Raw genomic sequence first — 924 nt, forward strand, 5'->3', positions numbered from 1 at the left:
TTAATGTAAGTTGCGTAGTGTTAAAACTGTCTATCGAGTATATACATGATAATAAAGCAAAGAATTTTCAATAAAAACCCTTTTGCAGTGACAGCATGAATCTTTTTAGGGAGTTTTGCTGTAATATCTGCAAAAGTATTCTCAATTGTTTTTCTATAATATCGATTTTCAAGTTCTTCTGCCCAAGTATTTTTTATCACAGAGTTCTTTTTGGTAGCCACTTTAAGCCTTATTTGGTTGAATTCTAATAATAATTCTTTATGCTGTTGATTTATATAGGCTGCATCTCCATATAAGTCTCCGTTTTTAGGAAGATTTATATCCATCATTTGGAAAGAAGTATTGTCATGAACACTCCCCGCTGTTATCATACACTCAACAGGGATACCTTTTCCAGTAGTAATGAGATGAACTTTAAACCCATAAAAATATTCTCTTTTAGAGGTGTTGTACCCTCTAAATTCTTGTCCTTTAATCAATTTTGTTCGACAAATACGTATATTTTTACAAACAGAGACTGGAAAAGAATCAATAAGATAAACACTTTCTAAGTTAAGTTTTTTAAAGATTACCCCCAAAGTAGAGAATAATTCGGCTATTAGCTCTGTTAAACTATGTAAAATTCTGTTAAAGTTACTTTTGTCAGGAATTGAAAAACCGTAATGACTTTCTAAATAACCACAGGCTGACATTTGATTACCATAAAAGTATTTAGCTGATAGAATAACGGTTGTTATTACCTGAGAGTTACTCAGTTTACGGCGTTTATCTATGGGGTTATTATCAATTTTTAGTAATAAATCATCTATAAAACAATAAATTGCAATCGTAAAATCTTTCATTGAGGATAAATTGAGTTGGCAAACCAAATTTAAGCCAATATTGAAAGGTTTTACTTTTTATAATACTACGCAACTTACATTA

1 protein-coding gene is annotated in these 924 nt (G+C 30.2%); it reads right to left on the reverse strand.

Translation table 11 applies throughout. From position 1 onward, the window contains the following. Positions 1-20: 20 nt before the first annotated feature. Positions 21-842 (reverse strand): IS982 family transposase, encoded by an 822-nt coding sequence (locus VB264_RS25035; protein WP_323254143.1) that lies wholly within the window; start codon positions 840-842, stop codon positions 21-23. Positions 843-924 lie beyond the last annotated feature (82 nt).

Origin of the sequence: Arcicella aquatica, from assembly GCF_034928825.1 — a bacterium.
GTDB lineage: Bacteria > Bacteroidota > Bacteroidia > Cytophagales > Spirosomataceae > Arcicella > Arcicella aquatica.